Annotated in this window: 15 protein-coding genes; 3 read left to right on the forward strand and 12 right to left on the reverse strand. The window is 68.6% G+C overall.

Going from position 1 to position 16,089, the window contains the following annotated elements; translation table 11 throughout:
• Positions 1-264 precede the first annotated feature (264 nt).
• Together OO70_RS47285 and glxA are read left to right on the forward strand one after the other, a co-directional pair.
• Complete coding sequence (locus OO70_RS47285) at positions 265-2,247, forward strand: glycosyltransferase family 2 protein (RefSeq protein WP_043686800.1); 1,983 nt, start codon at positions 265-267, stop codon at positions 2,245-2,247.
• On the forward strand, positions 2,244-4,178 hold the full coding sequence (glxA, locus tag OO70_RS47290) for a radical copper oxidase GlxA (protein WP_043686803.1): 1,935 nt from the start codon (positions 2,244-2,246) through the stop codon (positions 4,176-4,178). Before OO70_RS47285 ends, glxA begins: the two co-directional genes overlap by 4 nt.
• Positions 4,179-4,260: 82 nt before the next feature.
• Here the strand turns inward: glxA and OO70_RS47295 are convergent, their stop codons facing one another.
• From OO70_RS47295 to OO70_RS47305, 3 genes are all read right to left on the reverse strand, one after another.
• Complete coding sequence (locus tag OO70_RS47295; RefSeq protein ID WP_043686806.1) at positions 4,261-5,289, reverse strand: glycoside hydrolase family 6 protein; 1,029 nt, start codon at positions 5,287-5,289, stop codon at positions 4,261-4,263.
• Between the two features lie 370 nt (positions 5,290-5,659).
• On the reverse strand, positions 5,660-6,343 hold the full coding sequence (locus tag OO70_RS47300; RefSeq protein ID WP_043686809.1) for a class F sortase: 684 nt from the start codon (positions 6,341-6,343) through the stop codon (positions 5,660-5,662).
• 6 nt (positions 6,344-6,349) lie between these two features.
• Positions 6,350-6,892, reverse strand: a complete 543-nt coding sequence (locus OO70_RS47305) for a hypothetical protein (protein ID WP_043686812.1) — start codon at positions 6,890-6,892, stop codon at positions 6,350-6,352.
• A 146-nt stretch (positions 6,893-7,038) separates the two neighbouring features.
• On the opposite strand from OO70_RS47305, the gene OO70_RS47310 reads away from it, so the two are divergent.
• The gene (locus tag OO70_RS47310; protein ID WP_043686815.1) at positions 7,039-7,818 is read left to right on the forward strand and encodes an HAD-IIA family hydrolase; all 780 of its coding nucleotides are present in this window, start codon (positions 7,039-7,041) and stop codon (positions 7,816-7,818) included.
• A 23-nt stretch (positions 7,819-7,841) separates the two neighbouring features.
• On the opposite strand, the gene OO70_RS47315 is transcribed toward OO70_RS47310, so the two are convergent.
• The 9 genes from OO70_RS47315 to OO70_RS47355 all read right to left on the reverse strand — a co-directional run.
• Entirely contained in the window at positions 7,842-8,894 is a 1,053-nt protein-coding gene (locus OO70_RS47315; RefSeq protein ID WP_043686817.1) for a 2-aminoethylphosphonate ABC transporter substrate-binding protein, read from the reverse strand.
• Between the two features lie 40 nt (positions 8,895-8,934).
• The gene (locus OO70_RS47320; RefSeq protein ID WP_043686820.1) at positions 8,935-9,732 is read right to left on the reverse strand and encodes an ABC transporter permease; all 798 of its coding nucleotides are present in this window, start codon (positions 9,730-9,732) and stop codon (positions 8,935-8,937) included.
• On the reverse strand, positions 9,719-10,534 hold the full coding sequence (locus OO70_RS47325; RefSeq protein ID WP_234337109.1) for a 2-aminoethylphosphonate ABC transporter permease subunit: 816 nt from the start codon (positions 10,532-10,534) through the stop codon (positions 9,719-9,721). Before OO70_RS47325 ends, OO70_RS47320 begins: the two co-directional genes overlap by 14 nt.
• Positions 10,527-11,570, reverse strand: coding sequence for an ABC transporter ATP-binding protein (locus tag OO70_RS47330; protein WP_043686823.1), 1,044 nt, complete (start codon positions 11,568-11,570; stop codon positions 10,527-10,529). Before OO70_RS47330 ends, OO70_RS47325 begins: the two co-directional genes overlap by 8 nt.
• On the reverse strand, positions 11,567-12,256 hold the full coding sequence (locus OO70_RS47335; RefSeq protein ID WP_043686825.1) for a phosphonatase-like hydrolase: 690 nt from the start codon (positions 12,254-12,256) through the stop codon (positions 11,567-11,569). The genes OO70_RS47330 and OO70_RS47335 overlap by 4 nt, the downstream gene beginning before the upstream one ends.
• Before the next feature lie 6 nt (positions 12,257-12,262).
• Entirely contained in the window at positions 12,263-13,387 is a 1,125-nt protein-coding gene (locus OO70_RS47340; RefSeq protein WP_043686858.1) for a TIGR03364 family FAD-dependent oxidoreductase, read from the reverse strand.
• Positions 13,388-13,541: 154 nt separating this feature from the next.
• Entirely contained in the window at positions 13,542-14,297 is a 756-nt protein-coding gene (locus OO70_RS47345) for a GntR family transcriptional regulator (RefSeq protein ID WP_043686828.1), read from the reverse strand.
• Positions 14,298-14,328: 31 nt separating this feature from the next.
• Complete coding sequence (locus OO70_RS47350; RefSeq protein WP_043686832.1) at positions 14,329-15,099, reverse strand: hypothetical protein; 771 nt, start codon at positions 15,097-15,099, stop codon at positions 14,329-14,331.
• A 137-nt stretch (positions 15,100-15,236) separates the two neighbouring features.
• On the reverse strand, positions 15,237-16,089 hold an 853-nt coding region (locus OO70_RS47355), incomplete at its 5' end, for an ROK family protein (RefSeq protein ID WP_051742342.1).

Below are 16,089 nucleotides of genomic sequence, written 5' to 3' on the forward strand. Positions count from 1 at the left end.
CCTGGTTTTGAAGATGCTGTCGGTACACGGCAGTTGAGGGGGTACGGAACCGGTTGCGCGGTTTCGCGGGGAGGAGGGGCCCCGGCGAGGAACAGATGTCGGAGGGGGCATCTTGCAACCGGACGGTCGCAGTCGCATGTCTTTGTGAGCGGACTGTGTGGTGACTGTGGCCACCACTGACACGCCCGTCGAGAGTCGAGGGGGACCCTGACGGGCGGCCGAGACAAACAAACACGCGCTCATCTGCGTGTGGGGGGATGACTCATGACGTCGACGCCGACGGGCGCCCGACAGGGCTTCGACCCGTCACAAACCACCGAACTCAGAGTCCCGGGTCACCGGACCGGCAGCTTCCGCCGGATCAAGAACACGCTTCCGAGATACGACTACGAGCACTACAGCCGCCTTGCGGGACCCCTCACACAGCCCGACCCGGACAAGCCGTACAAGGTCCAGTACCGGTCGCTGCTGTCGCAGGAGACGCACCGCGTCCGCGCCGCGCTCATGCTGAGCGCGGCGCCGCTGTTGTCCCTGGTGCTGCTGGGCTGGCTGATGCAGCCCGAGCACTGGACCCAACGCGACTATCCCGCCTACGACTTCCTGCCCGCGCTGGACATCGTGATGCTGGTCGCGATCGGCCTGATCGAGTTCTTCCGCTGCATGAACGTGCTGTCGAACGCGCACGCCACGCTGGTCGCCCGCGACCCGATCCCGGTGGTGCCCGAGACCGGCACGAGAGTCGCGTTCATCACGACGTTCGTGCCCGGCAAGGAACCCCTGGAGATGGTCACGAAGACCCTGGAGGCGGCCGTACGGCTGCGGCACCGGGGTCTTCTGCACGTGTGGCTCCTGGACGAGGGCGACGATCCCGAGGTCAAGGCCGTGTGCGGGCGGCTCGGCGTGCACCACTTCACCCGCAAGGGAGTCGAGAAGTGGAACCGGCCCAAGGGCCCGCACCGCGCGAAGACCAAGCACGGCAACTACAACGCCTGGCTGGAGGCGCACGGCAGCGAGTACGACTACTTCGCCTCCGTCGACACCGACCACGTCCCGCTGCCCAACTACCTGGAGCGGATGCTCGGTTTCTTCCGCGACCCGGACGTCGGCTTCGTCATCGGCCCGCAGGTGTACGGCAATTACGAGGGCCCCGTCACCAAGGCCGCCGAGTCGCAACAGTTCCTCTTCCACGCCCTGATCCAGCGCGCCGGCAACCGCTACGGCTCACCCATGTTCGTCGGCACGTCAAACGCCGTACGGATCAAGGCACTTCAGCAGATCGGCGGCCTGTACGACTCGATCACCGAGGACATGGCCACCGGCTTCGAGATGCACCGGGCCAAGAACCCGGCCACCGGCAGGAGATGGCGGTCGGTCTACACGCCGGACGTGCTCGCGGTGGGCGAAGGACCCAGCGCCTGGACGGACTTCTTCACGCAACAACTCCGGTGGTCGCGGGGGACGTACGAGACGATCCTCAAGCAGTACTGGAAGGGCTTCTTCTCGATGCCGCCGGGGAAGTTCTTCAACTACACGATGATGATCATCTTCTACCCGATGTCCGCGCTCAACTGGATACTGGCCGCGCTGAGTTGCGCCCTGTTCCTGGGACTCGGAGCCTCGGGCGTGAACATCGACCCGACGGTGTGGCTGATGCTCTACGGCAACGCGTCCGCGCTGCAGATCGGCCTCTACATCTGGAACCGGCGGCACAACGTCTCCCCGCACGAGCCGGAGGGGTCGGGCGGGGTCGCCGGCATGGTGATGTCCGCGCTGTCGGCGCCGATATACGCCCGCTCGCTGCTCGACGCCGTGCTGCGCCGCAAGAGCAAGTTCGTGGTCACGCCCAAGGGCGACTCGACCAGCCCCGACACACTGTTCGGGACGTTCCGGGTGCACTGGTTCTTCATCCTGATCTTCGGCGGCTCGCTGCTGGCCGGGTTCGAGAACGGGCACTCCCACCCGGCGATGATCACCTGGGCCACGGTCGCGCTGCTGATCACCGCGTCGCCGATCTTCGCCTGGCGTTACATGCTGCGCCAGGAGAAGAAGAAGCCCCCCGTCGCCCCGGCCGAAGCGCAGGGCTCCGCGCCGGCGCCGCAACCGCTGCCGGCGCAGCACGCCCCGCATGTCTCGCATGCCCCGCAGCAGAAGCCCAGTTGGGTGGCGGCGGACTCGGGCACGAACAGCGGCGGTGGCGAGGAGACCATGCAGATCGCGCTCGGTGGACTGGGGGGACGTAAGGAATGAAGGAAGCCGGCCGGCGCCGTGCCCGTCGACTCGCGATCAGCACGGTGGTCGTACTAGCCCTGGCCGGGATGAACGGGCCCTGGCTGTACAGATTCGGGACCGAGAGATACCACCAGTACGTCATCAACAAGCCCGAGTACAAAGCCGACAACGGGCACTGGGACATCATCGACTTCCCGAAGGAGTACCGGCAGGACACCATCCACGCGGTGCTCCTGCACACCGGGAAAGTGCTGCTCGTGGCGGGCTCGGGAAACAACCAGGACAACTTCAACGCCAAGAAGTTCGAGTCGCGGATCTGGGACCCCGTCAAGGGCACCATCAAGAAGATCCCCACGCCGGCCGACCTGTTCTGCACGGGCCACACCCAGCTCGCCAACGGCAACATCCTCATCGCGGGCGGCACCAAGAAGTACGAGAAGCTGAAGGGTGACGTCAAGAAGGCCGGCGGCGTCATGATTCTCTACAACGAGAACCCCGACAAGCCGATGACACTGCCCCAGGGCACCAAGTTCACCGGCAAGGCGAACGGCAAGACCTTCGTGTCCACGGACTCGGCGCTGATCCCGCGCGCGACAAAGGTGTTCGACAAGAAGACCGGCAAGTTCCTGCGGAACAACCCCGGTTACGCCCGGGTCGTCGTCGAGGCGCCGAAGGAGGGCACCAAGTACGAGACCGGCGCGCAGGACAACTACAGCGTCCAGGGGTTGACCGGCGCCGACGAGCGGAACACCTACGGCATCGGCAACAAGTTCGGCCTGGACAAGCGGGACTTCGAGGGGATCAAGAACGCGTACGAGTTCGATCCGGTCGCCGAGAAGTACATCAAGGTCGATCCGATGAACGAGGCTCGGTGGTATCCCACGTTGACGACGCTGAGCGATGGGAAAATCCTCAGTGTTTCCGGGCTCGACGACATCGGGCAGTTGGTGCCGGGGAAGAACGAGATCTTCGACCCGGCGACCAAGAAGTGGACGTACACGAAGACGAAGCGGCAGTTCCCTACGTATCCGGCGCTGTTCCTGATGGAGAACGGGAAGCTGTTCTACTCGGGGTCGAATGCGGGGTACGGGCCGGACAACGTGGGGCGTGATCCTGGTATTTGGGACGTCGACACCAACGCGTTCACCAAGGTGCCGGGGCTCAGTGACCCGAACATGTTGGAGACCTCGGCGACCGTGTTGTTGCCTCCGGCGCAGGACGAGAAGTACATGGTGATCGGGGGTGGGGGGGTCGGTGAGTCCAAGTTGTCGACCGCCAAGACTCGGCTGGTCGATCTGAAGGACGCCAATCCCAAGTTCGTGGACGGGCCTTCACTGGAGAAGGGGACCCGGTATCCGCAGACGTCGATCCTTCCCGATGACACGGTGCTCGTGTCTGGTGGGTCCGAGGATTATCGGGGGCGTGGCGAATCCGACATCCTTCAGGCTCGGCTTTATCACCCCGACACGAATACCTTTGAGGAGGTCGCCGATCCGCTCGTGGGGCGGAACTATCACTCCGGGTCGATTCTGTTGCCGGACGGGCGGGTGATGTTCTTCGGGTCCAATCCGCTGTATGCGGACAAGGCGGACACGAAGCCGGGGGTATTTGAGCAGCGGATCGAGATTTATACGCCGCCGTATCTTTACCGGGATTCCCGTCCGGATCTCTCCGGGGGGCCTGAGTCGATCGCTCGGGGGGCGTCGGGGACGTTCACCTCGCAGCATGCTTCTTCTATCAAGAAGGTGCGGTTGATTCGGCCCAGCGCGTCTACGCATGTGACGGATGTTGATCAGCGGTCTATTGCGCTGGACTTCAAGGCGTCCGGGAACAAGATCACGGTGACTGTGCCGAAGGATCGGAATCTGGTGCAGTCGGGGTGGTACATGCTGTTTGTGGATGACGATCAGGGGACGCCGAGTAAGGCGCTGTGGGTGAAGGTGCCGTAGGGGTTGTGTTTTAGGTGCGGGTCCGTTGTGGCTGGTCGCGCAGTTCCCCGCGCCCCTAAAAGCAGGGGCGTGGGGCCTGGCGCTAGTTGGAAGATTTGGCCAGCTTCAGTGCGTAACTCGCCCACCACTCGCCCGCCTTGGGGCCGCCCTTGCACTCGCCGTCCGACTCCCCCGGGCGTTTGATCCACAAGTAGGCGTCCACCAAGGGGTCTGCCGTTTTTGTGGTCGGGGTTTCGCCCAGGGACCTGCCCGGGGGGTTGCACCAGTTCTCGTCGGCCGCTCCGGCCGTATACGGTCCGTTGCCGTTGCGGCTGGTGTCGATGACGAAGTGTTTGTTGCCGACCTTGGACGAGAGTTGTTTGCCGTAGGCGATGGAGTCCTGGGTGGAGTAGAAGTTGGAGACGTTCACCGCGAAACCGTCGGCCTTGGCGATGCCTGCTCGCTCGAGGGGCTGGTAGATCTCGTCGGGGTGGCCCCAGCCTGCGTTTCCGGCGTCCAGGTAGACCTTGGTGTTCTTGAGGGACTTGAGCTTGCCGATGGCGTAGCTCAGGAGGTCGTAGCGCTCGTCCTGGTACTGGGCCGGGGTGCAGCCGTCCACCAGGTGCAGGATTGCGTCCGGTTCCAGGATCACCGTCGCCGAGCGGTCCGCGATGCCCTGGGCCACCGCGTCGATCCAGGTGCGGTAGGAGTCGCCGTCGCCCGCGCCGCCCTGGGAGTACTGGCCGCAGTCGCGGTGCGGGATGTTGTAGAGGACCAGGAGTGCGGTGCGGCCGGCCTGGTCGGCGGCCTCGGTGAAGCCCTCCGCCTCCGCCTTCGGGTTCTCGGGGCCGATCCACTCGCCGGTGGGCTGTTCGGCGATTTTCCTGATCTGTTCGGCGTCTGCGGTCTTGCCCGCCTTGGCGTAGGCGGCGACCTGCCGGGCCGCGTTGGTGTCCGGGTTGACCCAGATCGGGTCGGCTCCCTTGGGCTGCTGGGTGATCTTCGCGTTCACGTCGGGTTTCTTGTCCCCGTCCCCGGAAGAGGAACACCCCGCGACGAGCAGTGCCGCCCCCAGGACCAGCGCCGACGCCCGCGTGCCGAAGAGGACCGGGGTCCCCTGGCTGCCGTACATCCAACTCCCCCTTGGCTGTACCGATCCAAGGCTCAATCGTGACATACGTGGCGTGCCGCCCACGAGAACACCTGGAGGGTTGTCGGCGGGCTGTTACAGGACTTCCTAGAACCTTGAACCACCTGGGCATATGACAGGGAGCTACCACACCGGGACATGGCGTCATTCGCCCCCTAGGCCCGGGCACTCATTCGTTCTAGAGTCGTTGCCAGCGGCCCCAGCCCCCGGTCAGTTGACATCCTCCACCAGTGGTTTTCCAGACCTCCCGCGCCGTTCGCCGGGTTACTCCCGCAACCCGTGCGCGTGCGGTTGAGGACCAGCCCGGTCGGCGGCTTCAGGGGGGAAGCAGGTCGTCGGCCGGGCTCGGTTGTCACACCCCGGTTCCGCTGAGGTAGGCGGACACGATCACGTTCGCCGTGTAGCTGCGGCTGGCGCGGTCGAAGGTGCCGCCGCAGGTGATGAGGCGTAGTTCGGCGCGGCCCGACTGCCGGACGCCGTAGGCCTGTTGGGCGTCGAAGTGGTCGCGGGTCAGGACGCGTACGTCGTCGACGGTGAACTCGGCGACCTTGCCGTCGTCGCGGATCACGCGGATCGTCTGGCCGGGGCGCAGCGTGCTGAGCTTGTAGAAGACGGCGGGCCGGGTCTCGGTGTCTACGTGTCCGACCATCAGCGCGGTTCCGGCGGCCCCGGGCCGCACCCCGTTCCCGTACCAGCCGACGACGCCCGCCTGGTCGAACGGCGGTGGGTCGATCGCGCCCTGCGCGTCGAGCGGGCGGGCCACGACCGGTGCCTGCACGGCCAGTTGGGGAATGTCGATGCGCTGGGGCAGCGCGTCCCCCAACGGCTTTGCCGCGGGCGGCAGTTCGGCCTCCGGGGGCCTCCCTACGGCCGCCACGTCGCCGGTCGTCGGCGCGGATATGCCCTGCCGTATGTCGGTCAGGTCCTGCCCCCACAGCCACAGCCCGAGCAGCAGAACGGCCCAGGCCACCCCGGTCAACAGCCGTCCGGTGCCGGAGGAACGCTCGTGCTCGGGAGGTCGGTCGTGATCGAACATCGCCGGTCAGTCCGCTCTACGGCTCCGGCGGGCGCTGCGCAGCGCAACGGCCGCCGCGGCGACACCGGCCAGCAAGAGCCCGACCACCGCGTGCCCGGTACCGGGCCCCGCCGCGCGGGCGTCCACGGCGGCGAGGTGCGCGGTACCGCCACCGCCCGCGTGGACGGGGGCGACGGGTGAGGCGGGGGTGGACGGGGGCGCCGACGGGGACTGCGACGCGTTTTCTACGACCGTGATGGCGCCCTTGACCGTCACGCTCCCGCAGGTGATCTTCACGTCGTAGTTGCCCGGCTCCAGTGAGCCGCGGACCCGGGTCTCGCCGGCGAGGGTGCCCGCGGCGCCGACCAGTTTGGCGTCGGCGACGAACGCGTCCGACGCCGCCGTGCCCGTCGTACCGGCACAGCCGCTGATCCTGAGCGCGACATCGGCGCCGGGGGCCGGGGAGGCGGGGGTCACCGTGACGCCGCCTCCGTCCGCCGCGTACGCCGTCGGGGTGAGCGCCGCGAAGATCGCCGCACCCGCACAGAGAGTGACTTTCAGTGAGCCCATCGTGAACCTCCAGATATCTGGAGACTCCTCCTCGGAACGGACGCGCGCATCCTCAGCCGCGCCCGGCTGCTCCGTATGGGGGACGGCGCCGGAAGGTGCATAGCATGGTCACCTCACATGCCCGCGTACCGCAGGAGTGCCCACCCATGACAGAGCGCAAGCCCATCGAATCGTGGCTCACCGACATGGACGGGGTGCTGATGCACGAGGGCGTCCCGGTGCCCGGCGCGGACGCGTTCATCAAGAAGCTCCGCGAGACGGGACGTCCGTTCCTGGTCCTCACCAACAACTCGATCTACACCGCGCGCGACCTCCACGCCCGGCTGAGCCGGATCGGCCTGGACGTGCCGGTGGAGAACATCTGGACCTCGGCCCTGGCCACCGCCGCCTTCCTGGACAACCAGCACCCCGGCGGCACCGCGTACGTGATCGGCGAGGCCGGACTGACGACGGCACTGCACGACGCGGGCTACGTACTGACCGACTCGGACCCCGACTTCGTGATCCTGGGCGAGACCCGGACCTACTCCTTCGAGGCCCTGACGAAGGCGATCCGGTTGATCAACAACGGGGCCCGGTTCATCGCCACCAACCCCGACAACACCGGGCCCTCCCCCGAGGGTGCCCTCCCCGCGACCGGTTCGGTCGCCGCCCTGATCACCAAGGCCACCGGCAAGGAGCCGTACTTCGTCGGCAAGCCGAACCCCCTGATGATGCGCAGCGCGCTGAACACCATCGGCGCGCACTCGGAGACGAGCGCCATGATCGGCGACCGCATGGACACCGACGTACTGGCCGGTCTTGAGGCGGGCATGACGACCTTCCTCGTGCTGACCGGCCTGACGACCAAGGCCGACCTCGACCGCTATCCGTACCGGCCCACGAAGGTCGTGGACTCCATCGCGGACATCGTGGACCTCGTCTGACGGTCGGGGTCAGGGTCAGCGGGTCAGCTTCCGGTGGCTTCCTGCCACGACTCGACGTACGAGGTCAGGTTCTTGTCGATCTCGGTCCAGTCCGGCTGGAAGATCTGGACGCCGGCCATGAGCTTGGTGAGGGCCATCGCGTTGGCATCGGTGGCTTTGACGTCCTGCCGGGCGCTGAAGCCACCGCCGATCTCGCTGACCTGCTGCTGCGCCGTGCGGCTCAGCATGAAGTCGAGGAGCTTCTTGCCGTTGGCGCTGTGCGGGGCCTTGGTGACGAGTCCGGCCGCGTACGGCAGCGCGAAGGTGGTCGGCTGTCCGCCCTTCTTCGCCGGGAACCAGATCCCGAGGTTCGGCATGGTCTTGGACTGGGCGTAGTTCATCTGCACATCGCCGTTGGCGACGAGCAGTTCACCCTTGTCGACCTTGGGCGCGAGCTTGCCGGTGGAGGCGGACGGGCCGACGTTGTTGGCCTGGAGCTTCTTCAGATAGGCGAGGGCCGCGTCCTTCCCGCCGAAATCATGAATCGCCTTGATCAGTACGGCGGTTCCGTCGCCGGCGACTCCGGGCGTGGAGTACTGGAGCTTGTTCTTGTACGTGCCGTCGAGGAGTTCGTCCCAGGTGGTGGGCGCCTGGGTGAGCTGCTTCTTGTTGTAGACGAACCCGAAGTAGTTGTTGACGACGGAGGTCCAGGTGCCGTCCGCCGCCTTGTCGGCGCCGCTCACCTGATCGGCGCCCGCCGGGGTGTACTTCTGCAACACCCCTTTCCCGTCGGCCTGTTGGATGAACGGCGGCAGGGTGACCAGGACATCGGCCTGCGGGTTGGTCTTCTCGCGGACGGCACGCTGCACCATCTCGCCGGAGCCGCCCTCCACGTACTCGACCTTGATGCCGGTCTGCTTCTCGAAGTCCTTGAAGATCTCGTCGTACCAGCCGTCGCCGTTCTCGCCCTTGAGCCCGTCGGCGCTGTAGACGGTGACGACCTTGGCGTCGGAGGCGGCGGAGGTGCCGGCGCAGGCGGTGAGGGGTGCGGCCAGCAGACAGAGGGCTACGGCGGCTGTGAGGCTGTTTCTGGGCATGGCGAGGTGAACTCCTTGCGTGGCAGGGGTGGTTGAGGGTTCAGCGGTACGAGGCCCGGGTGCGGACCCGGGAGACGATGAGCAGGACGAGCAGGGTCGCCGTCATCAGGACCACGGCGAGTGCGGACCCGGCGAAGAGGGCGCCGCGGTCGGTGGCCGAGTAGATCAGGACCGGAAGCGTGGTCCAGTCGGGCGGATAGAGCATCATCGTGGCGCTCAACTCGCCCATGGACAGGGCGAAGCAGAGGCCCGCGGCGGCGGTGAGCGAGGGCAGCAGCAGGGGCAGCCGGATGCGCCACAGGACGTAGACGGGCCGCGCACCGAGGGAGGCGGCGGCCTGTTCGTAGGCCGGATCGAGGCGGACGATCGCCGCCGACACGGACTGGTGGGCGAAGGCGGTCACGAGCACGGCATGGGCGAGGATCACGATCCACCGGGTGCCGTTGAGCAGCACCGGCGGCTTGGAGAACGCCACCAGGATCGCGAGCCCGACCACGACCGAGGGCACGGCGACCGGCAGCACGAACAGGGCGTCCAGCAGCCTGCGTTGACGCTTCTTGAGCCCGGCGGCGGCGAGCGCGGCCCAGGTGCCGACGGTGAGCGCGAGCAGGCTCGCGGTGAGGGCGGTGACCAGGCTGGTGGTGAGCGCCTGGAGGGCCTCGCCCCGGGTGGCGGCGGTGTAGTGGGAGACGGTGAACCCGGAGGGCAGCACGCCGGACCAGTTGGTGGCGAAGGAGGCGCCGAGGACGACGAGGAGGGGCAGCGCGAAGAGGGGCAGAAAGAGGACGGCGAAGACCAGCCAGACAGCCCACTTCGCCTTGCGGCTATGCACCAACACGGCGGCTCACCACCCGGTAGAGGCCGTAAAGCCCCACGGATATAAGGACGTTGACGACGGCGACCACACACGCGCCCGGGTAGTCCGACTCGAGGATCGCCTTGCTGTAGACGAGCATGGGCAGAGTCGTGACCCCTTTCGCGCCCGTGAACAGCACGATCCCGAACTCGTTGAGACAGAGGACGAGGACGAGACTCCCGCCGGCGGCGAGCGCGGGCAGCGCCTCCGGCAGGATCACCTGCCGGATGATCCGCGGCGCCCGAGCCCCGAGACTCGAAGCCGCCTCCAACTGCGCGGTGTCCACCTGCGAGAACGCGGCGAGCACCGGCCGCATCACGAACGGCGTGAAGTAGGTGACCTCCGCGAGCAGCACCCCCCAGGGCGTGGCGAGGAACTGGAACGACCCGACGATCCCGGTGGTGCCGTAGATGAACAGCAGGGCGAGCGTGATCAGGAAGGAGGGGAACGAGAGATACACGTCGATGAACCGCGCGACCGTCCGCGCCCCGGGAAACGGCACGAACGCGATGACCAACGCGAGCACAAACCCGAGGACCAGACACTCGAGGGTCGAGACGACGGCGATCCAGACGGTGGTCCAGAGGGCGGTACGGAAGAGTTCGGAGGCGAAGACATCCCCGTAGGCGGTGCCTGGCTGAAAGGACTGCTGAACAACGAGGGCGAGCGGGTAAAGGAAAAGGAGGGTGAGGATGAGAACTGGCGGCAGGGCGACCCCCAAGGGGCGCGGGGAACTGCGCGCCCAACCCCCACCGCCCCGCACCCGACGAACAACCTCACTCATCGCCAACTCCAACAGACAGCAACACCGCATCCTCGGGCGCGAAATGCAACATCACCGCGTCCCCATACACAGGCGGCTTCTTCAGTTCCGGCACGTCAGCCACAACCCGGTGCCCATCCACATCGACGTAGAGCCGGTGCGTGGCCCCGCGCCACTGAATCTCCCGTACGACACCCGCGAGTTGGTTGGGCCCAGCGCCGAGACCAACAAGATGCGGCCGCACGCACAAGGTCGCCGCCCCCGGCACAACCCCCCGCACCTCAACCCGCCGCTCCCCGAAGAACACCCCCCGCTCCCCCACCGTCACCGGCAACAGATTCGCGCTCCCGACGAAGGACGCCGTGAACTCACTCTTCGGCGCCCGGTACAGCTCGCGCGGCGTCCCGCACTCCTGAAGCCGCGCCCGGTCCATCACGGCAATCCGATCGGCCAGAGTGAGCGCCTCGACCTGGTCATGCGTGACGTAGAGAATCGACACCTCGGGCAACTCCCGGTGCAGCCGGGAAAGTTCAGCGAGCATCCCGGACCGCAGCTGCGCGTCAAGCGCGGAAAGGGGCTCGTCGAGAAGAAGAACGCCGGGCCGGATCGCCAACGCCCGCGCGATCGCAACGCGTTGCTGCTGCCCGCCGGACAACTCGCGAGGATACCGGCGCCCGTACTCCGCCATGCCGACCATCTCCAGCGCCTCGGCAACCCGGGTACGGATCTCCCCTCGCGCCACCTTCCGCGCCTTGAGCCCGAACGCCACGTTGTCCTCGACGCGCAGATGCGGGAACAGGGCGTACTGCTGCACCACCATCCCGACCCCCCGCAGGTACGGCGGCAGGTCGGTGACATCGCGTCCGCCGAGGAACACCCGCCCGGAAGCGGGCCGTACGAACCCGGCGACCGCACGCAGCGCGGTGGTCTTGCCGGAGCCGGACGGCCCGAGCAGCGCCATGACCTCGCCGGGTGCGACGGTGAGATCGAGGGAGTCGAGGACGACGTTGCCGTCGTAGGCGACGGTGACCGAGTCGAAGCGGATGCCGTCGGTCATGCGAGCACTCCGGGCAACTGCAACTGCCCTACGCCGTCCAGCACTTGGGTCGCCCCGGCCGCCCGCAACGCGTCCGCGTCGTGCGCGCCGGTCAGGACACCGGCGACCACGCCCGCTCCGGCGCGGACCCCGCTGAGCATGTCGTACGAGGTGTCGCCGACGACGGCGAGCTGCCGTACGTCGTCCGCCGCCGCCGTCCGCAGGAACGCGGTGAGGACCATGTCCGGGTACGGGCGTCCCCGGCCGCCGGCGTCGGCGGGGCAGAGGGTGAGGTGGGCGAGGTCCTGCCAGCCGAGCGCGGCCAGGATCGCGTCCTGTGTGGGGCGGGCGAAGCCGGTCGTCAACACCACTGTGCGGCCTTGGGACTTGAGCAGCTCGATGGTCTCGCGGGCGCCGGGCAGGGCGGCGATCCTGCCGTCGTCGACGAGTTCCGCGTAGGCCGCCTCGAAGGCCTTGTTGGCCTCCTGGGCCTTGGTCTCCGCGCCGAACAGGTGCCGGAAGACGGAGATCTTCGACTCGCCCATAGTGGCGCGGACGTGGTCGAGCATCGTGGCGGGGTCTTCGCCCAGGTGCCGGGCGGCGGAGGCGAACGCCTCCTCGACGAGGCCGCCGTCGGCGACGGTCGTGCCGGCCATGTCGAGGACGACGAGACGGATGTCGTGCTTCATAGGGGTCATAGGGGTCATGAGGGCTCACCAGTCCAGTTCGTTCGCGGTGGTCTCGGCGATCGCCGGGGAACAGGTCATGCCGCGTCCGCCGGGACCGGTGACCAACCACACGCCGTCGCGCACCTGTTGGCGGTGGACGACACGGGTGGGGTCGGTGCACTGCGCGTACACGCCGGCCCAGCGGCGGCGGATCTTCGGGAGCGGGCGGCCGAGGAGCGACTCGACGACCTCGGTGAGGTGGTCGTAGGGGTCCTCGTCGGTGTCGAAGGCGAAGGGGTGCTCGTACTCGTGGGTGTCGCCGATGGTCAGGCCGCCGTCGGCGCGCTGCACCATGAGGAGTTGCATGGCGTGGGCGGCCGCGGTCGGCAACTGCGGCTGGTGCGCGTTGAGTCGGTCGAGGGCGGGGCCGCGGTAGGCGGGGTAGTAGCGGAAGCTGTCCGCGTCGGCGACCGAGGTGGGGAGCGGTTCGCCGAGCGGGGCTGTCTGCATCATCTGCAACCGGACGCGGCGGACGGGCAGTTCGGGCCCGGCGAGTTCGCGGACGAGTCCGCCGAGCCAGGCACCCGTGCACAGGATCACCGCGTCGGACGCGTGCACGTCCCCGTGGTCGTCGCGTACCGCGTGCCCGCCGACGACCTCGCGGACCTCGCGCCCGGGCAGGAAGGTGTAGCGCGGGGACTTCGACAGCTCGGCGCGCAGGGCGAGTTGGGCGGTGCGGGGTTCGACGGCCGCGTCCCGCTCGCAGTACAGGGCGGCGGTGAAGTCACCGCGCAGGGCGGGGTTGACGGCGCGGGCCTCGGCGGGGGTGAGGAGTTTGTGGCCGCGGGCGGCGGAGTCCTCGCGGGCCACGGCGGCCTCGGCGACGGCGAGTTCGCGCTCACCCCGGACGGGGGTCAGCGACCCGTTGGCCCGGAAGCCGAGCCCGGGCACTCTGCCGCCGATCTCCTCCCACAACTCCCGCGCCCGCAGGGCGGTTTCGAGCTCCTCCCCGCCCGCGCGGCCACTCACCCAGATCTGCCCGAAGTTGCGCAGCGACGCGCCGCGAGCCTCCGCCTCGCGCTCGATCTGTACGACCTCGTGGCCGCGTTCCACTGCTTGCCAGGCGTGCATGGTGCCCACCACGCCGCCTCCGACGACTGTCACTCTCACGACGGCCACGCTCCTCGGGATCCGGGAACCGGAAAGGTCCGGCTCCCTACGAGAGCGTGAACGACCCATCACGTTTGGGCTAGACCCGTTATCTATCCGTGATAATCACGAGGGGGCGTGGCGGGAGTGTTCTTCGGCCTGTCGCGGCTGTTCTTCAGCCCGTGTGGTGCGTGGTGAAGGAGAAGCGGTCGCCCCGGTACAGGCCCCGCACCCGTTCCAGCGGGCGCCCCTCCGTGTCCCGCGAGACGCGGTGGATCAGCAGCATCGGCAGGGCCGGCGGGGTGCCGATGAGGAGGGCCTCGCGCGGGGTGGCGAGCACGGTCTCGATGCGTTCGTCGGCGTCGCCGAAGAGGATGCCGCGGGCGCCCAGGTAGCCGTAGAAGGAGGAGTCGGGCTGGAAGTCGGTGTCCAGGTTCGGGACGCGGGCGACGGCGACATAGGTGCTTTCGAGGCCGACCCGCTCGTCGTCGGCGAGCAGGACGCGCTCCAGGTGCCAGACAGGTTCGCCGCGGGTCAGTCCGGTCTCGGCGGCGAGCGCGTCGGAGCAGGGGAAGCGGTCGAGGGTGACGAGGCTGCGGCCCGGGGTGCGCCCCTGCCGTCGTACACCTTCCGTGTAGCTGGCCAGGGACAGTGGCTGCTCCAGCTTGGGCCCCGCGACGACCGTGCCCCGTCCCTGCCGGCGCAGCCTGCCCTCCAGCACGAGTTCGCGCAGCGCCTGCCGCACGGTCTCGCGGGCGACCTCGTACCGCTCCGAGAGGTCGCGCTCGGTGGGGATCAGGCTGCCCTCCCCCAACTCGTCGACGAGCACGGCGATTTGGGCCTTCACCGCGTAGTACTTGGGGATACGGCCGTGCTCCGGGATGCCGGAGCGGACGGGCGCGCCGGGGGCCTGGTCGTTCGGATAGTCCACGCGGAGATCGTCGCAGAAACTGCGGGGCGCGTTATCGGCGCCTCCGGGTCAGCAGCAGGGCGCCGGTGGTGATGAGCAGGGCGGACGTGGCGGCGAGGACGAGGTGTTCGGTGCCGATTCCGGTGCGGGCGAGTTCGTCGGTGAACGAGAGATCCTCGGCAGGGGTGGTGGCCGCGGGAGCGGGGGTCGTAGAGGAGGTGGCGGGGGTGGTGTCTCCCGGGACGGCCGGTTCGACGTCGAAGCGGTAGCCGTTCGACTGGCCGACCCAGTCCCCGTCGTCGGCATGGCGTTGTACGACGGCGGCGTTGGCGGTGATCTCGTTCGCCACGGCGTCCGGGGCGAGCGTGAGGCGCACCTTCACCGTGAGGGTCTTGCCGGGGTCGACGGTGAAGCCCAGGAAGCCGTCGTCGAAGGCGCCGACAAGTTCGGCCTCGTCGGTCCTGTCGAACCGGACGGGGTGCGGGCGCGGGCGGGTGCCGTCGTAGAACTCGAGTCGGGGCTGGGACGGTTTCAGGGCGCGTTGCCGGTCCACGAGGACGACGACCGGGTGGATCTCGGTGCAGCGGCGGGCGGTGGTGTTGGTGAGGTCGAGATACCAGGTGCCGTAGTCGCCGCCGGCCTCGTAGGAGTCGGGGCCGTCGTGGATGCGGGTGGTGAGGGGGAAGGTGCGGGCGTCGGGGGCGGCGCAGGTGGGGGTGGGGTCCGCCGCGTGGGCCGGTGTGGTCGCCGTGAAGAGGAGGAGGGGGGCGGCTGCGGCGAGGCAGAGGGACAGGGGGGTGCACGGTCTCAGGGGCAGTCGCATAAGCACATGAGCGTGCCGGAGGTGGGGGCCGTTGGAGGGTGACATGGCCGGGGGTGTGCCTCGAACGGGCGCGGCGGGACCCCTGTTCGGCGGAAGTGTTACGGATTTCGGCGAAGTGTCACACTTTCCGAACCCCCCTACCCGTCCGCCCGCCCGAACAACGGCCCCAGCAGCAACTGCGCCGCCCCCTCCGCGACCCCCCGCGCCCCGCCGGAGGCGACCCGTACGGGTACGGCTGCCTCGCGGGCGCCCTCGCGTCGGGCGCGTGCGTCGAGGACGGCGGCGACTCCGCGCACGAAGGGTTCCGGGTCGGCGGCGACGGTACGGCCGCCCAGCAGCACGAGGTCGATGTCGAGCAGGCCCACGAGGTTCGCGGCGCCCGCACCGAGCACCCGTGCCGCCTCATCGAGGTCGCCTCGCGCTACGGCGGCCAGGCACAGGGCTTCGATACAGCCCTGGTTGCCGCAGTCGCAGGGCGGCCCGTCCAGTTGGATCACCTGGTGCCCGAACTCACCGGCCCCGGTCCGCGCCCCCCGGTGCACACCCCCACCGATCACCAACCCGGCACCGAGCCCCGTCCCCAGATGCAGATAGGCGAACGACCCGCCCTCCCCACCCACGGCCAGCCCGAGCGCGGCGGCGTTCGTGTCCTTGTCGACGACGACGGGCACCCCGAGCCGCCGGGCGAGCGCGTCCCGCAGCGGGAACCCGTCCCACTCGGGGAAGCCGGTGACGCGGTGCAGGACGCCGTGGATGTGGTCGAGCGGACCGGGCAGCGCCACGCCCACGCCGAGCAGGTGCCCAGTGACGGCGAGAGGGGCGGACGCGGGGCGCACGGCCGCCGAGCCGACAGCCTCCGACATCACCGCCTGGGCCACCGAGCCGCCGTCGCCGACCCGCGCACGCATCCCCACCCCTCCGGCACCGACCGCCTCCCCCACCAGCTCCTCGACCTCCCGCCCCACCGCCTCCACGACGACCCCGGCCCCC

Source organism: Streptomyces xylophagus (assembly GCF_000716435.1).
Taxonomy (GTDB): domain Bacteria; phylum Actinomycetota; class Actinomycetes; order Streptomycetales; family Streptomycetaceae; genus Streptomyces; species Streptomyces xylophagus.